This window comes from Selenomonas sp. oral taxon 126 (assembly GCF_001683335.1).
Taxonomy (GTDB): Bacteria; Bacillota; Negativicutes; order Selenomonadales; family Selenomonadaceae; genus Centipeda.
Genome location: NZ_CP016201.1, coordinates 1,824,014 through 1,826,205, shown reverse-complemented (window position 1 = coordinate 1,826,205; position 2,192 = coordinate 1,824,014). Strand labels below are relative to the sequence as shown.

The 2,192-nt window shown below is 59.5% G+C and carries 3 protein-coding genes; all 3 read right to left on the bottom strand.

The window, feature by feature from the left end; genetic code table 11:
* Positions 1–238: 238 nt before the first annotated feature.
* From pyrR to lspA, 3 genes are read right to left on the bottom strand one after another with little or no spacing between them, the layout of a single operon-like run.
* Complete coding sequence (pyrR, locus tag AXF19_RS08225; protein ID WP_066847494.1) at positions 239–787, bottom strand: bifunctional pyr operon transcriptional regulator/uracil phosphoribosyltransferase PyrR; 549 nt, start codon at positions 785–787, stop codon at positions 239–241.
* A gap of 12 nt (positions 788–799) precedes the next feature.
* On the bottom strand, positions 800–1,708 hold the full coding sequence (locus AXF19_RS08220; protein WP_066847491.1) for an RluA family pseudouridine synthase: 909 nt from the start codon (positions 1,706–1,708) through the stop codon (positions 800–802).
* The gene (lspA, locus tag AXF19_RS08215) at positions 1,708–2,163 is read right to left on the bottom strand and encodes a signal peptidase II (protein WP_066847488.1); all 456 of its coding nucleotides are present in this window, start codon (positions 2,161–2,163) and stop codon (positions 1,708–1,710) included. The genes AXF19_RS08220 and lspA overlap by 1 nt, the downstream gene beginning before the upstream one ends.
* Positions 2,164–2,192 lie beyond the last annotated feature (29 nt).

Here is a 2,192-nt window from a genome sequence, read left to right as displayed (position 1 = left end):
GCCCGCCTCCAGTTCATCCGCCTGTTCCTCATCCAACATAGACTTTTGCTTATCGCCGTAAAAAATCATACGATCGCTCCGTCACTTTCAAGGAGCTGCCCACATACGCAACTCTCCTGCAAACACCCTAATATGCTTTATATTATACCCCGATTGCAAAACTTCCGTCAAGGGCAGAAAAAAGGAGCTGCTGCACGAGCCAAAACGACTTCGTGCAACAGCCCCTGCGGATAATAGATCAAACCCGTTCCCGAATAACAACCTTTTCCACGCCATCCGTGTCTCTCAGCAGCACGGACACATCCTCGATCGCGGCAGTCGGCACATTCTTGCCGACGTAGTCCGCGCGGATGGGCAGCTCCCTGTGCCCGCGGTCGATGAGCACGGCAAGCTGGATCATGCGCGGGCGTCCGATGTCGAGGAGTGCGTTCATCGCCGCGCGGATCGTACGGCCCGTATAGAGCACATCGTCGACGAGCACGATGGTCTTGCCCGTGATGTCGTGCGGCATCTCCGTCGGGTGCACGACGGGCTGATAGGAGAGCTCATTGAGGTCGTCGCGGTAGAGGGTGATGTCGAGCACGCCGCGCGGCAGCTCCCGCTGCTCGATGCGTGCAATCTCCTCCGCAATGCGCGCGGCAATGGGAACGCCGCGCGTGCGGATACCGACGAGCACAAGATTCTCCGTGCCCTTGTTCTTCTCGACAATCTCGTGTGCGATGCGCATGAGCGCGCGCCGTATGCCATCGTCGTCCATGAGGACTGCCTTTTCCCTAAATTCCGTCATGTGCGTACCTCCTTATCTGTCCGTGCGCAGCGTATGCAAAATCTCCTCCATATCTGCGGGAAGCGGTGCGGTAAACGTCATCTCCTCCCCCGTGCGCGGGTGCGCAAGGCGGAGGGTCAGCGAGTGGAGCGCCTGCCCCGCGATGGCAAAGGGATTCTTCTTCGCCGTGTACTTCGTATCCCCCACGAGCGGATGCCCTATGCTCGTCAGATGAACGCGGATCTGATGGGTGCGCCCCGTCTCGAGTCGGCAGGATATATAGGTATATGCGCCGAATCGCTCAAGCACCTCGAAATGCGTCGTTGCAGGCTTGCCGTTCTCGCGCACGATTGCCATCTTCTTGCGGTCGGTCGGATGACGCCCAATGTCACCCGTGATGATCCCTGCGCGCGGCACGATGTTGCCGTACACAATCGCACGGTATTCGCGCCGCGCCTCCTTGTCCCGAATCTGACGCGCAAGGAAGTGATGCGCCATATCGTTCTTTGCCGCAACCATGACGCCGGAGGTATCCTTGTCGAGGCGGTGCACAATGCCGGGGCGCAGCGCACCATTGATGCCCGAGAGGTCACGGCAGTGGTGGAGCAGCGCGTTGACGAGTGTCCCTGACGTAACGCCCGCTGCGGGATGCACGACCATGCCGCGCGGCTTGTTGATGACGATCATGTCCTCGTCCTCGTAGAGCACGTCGAGCGGGATATCCTCCGCGCAGATCTCGACCTCCTCGGCGGGCGGCACAGTGCAGACGATCTCCTCGCCGCCGCGCAGCTTGTAGTTCCCCTTGCGCACCGCGCCGTCCACCGTGACCTGCCCCGCCTCGATCAGGCGCTGCGCATAGCTGCGTGAAAGGTCGGGCATATGGCGCACGAGGGTCACGTCCAGACGCTCGCCTGCGTGTTCGGCAATGAATACAGTGCTCATCATCGGATTTCCCTTTTCTGCACGAAGAGCGCCCAGAGCACGGCTGCCGTCCCCAAGACAATGGCAATATCTGCAATGTTGAACACAGGCCAGATGCGGAAATCGAAGAAGTCCACAACATGCCCGAGGCGGATGCGGTCGATCAGGTTGCTCACAGCGCCCGCCGCAAGCACAACACTGCCGTAGTGAATGAGGCTGCCGCTGCGGCGCAGACGCCTATAGAACGCAATGAAGGCGGCGGAGAAGACGATCGCTGTCGCGAGGAAGAGCCACTGCTGATCGCGGAAGATTCCAAACGCAGCCCCCGGATTGAGGACGAAGGTGATATGAAAAAACGGCGCTGCAACGGGAATGGTCTCCCCCGGCAGCATCGTGAGTTCCACATAGTATTTGACCAGCTGATCAATCAGCAGGATGCCCAAAAAAGAAAATGCGGCTTTTACGCGTCCGCTCATCGCTCTCAAACGTCCTCCTCGCTCTTCCT

Coding starts and splice junctions, on each gene's coding strand:
- pyrR (WP_066847494.1), bottom strand. CDS start 787: ATGACGGAATTTAGGGAAAAGGCAGTCCTCATGGACGACGATGGCATA.
- AXF19_RS08220 (WP_066847491.1), bottom strand. CDS start 1,708: ATGAGCACTGTATTCATTGCCGAACACGCAGGCGAGCGTCTGGACGTG.
- lspA (WP_066847488.1), bottom strand. CDS start 2,163: ATGAGCGGACGCGTAAAAGCCGCATTTTCTTTTTTGGGCATCCTGCTG.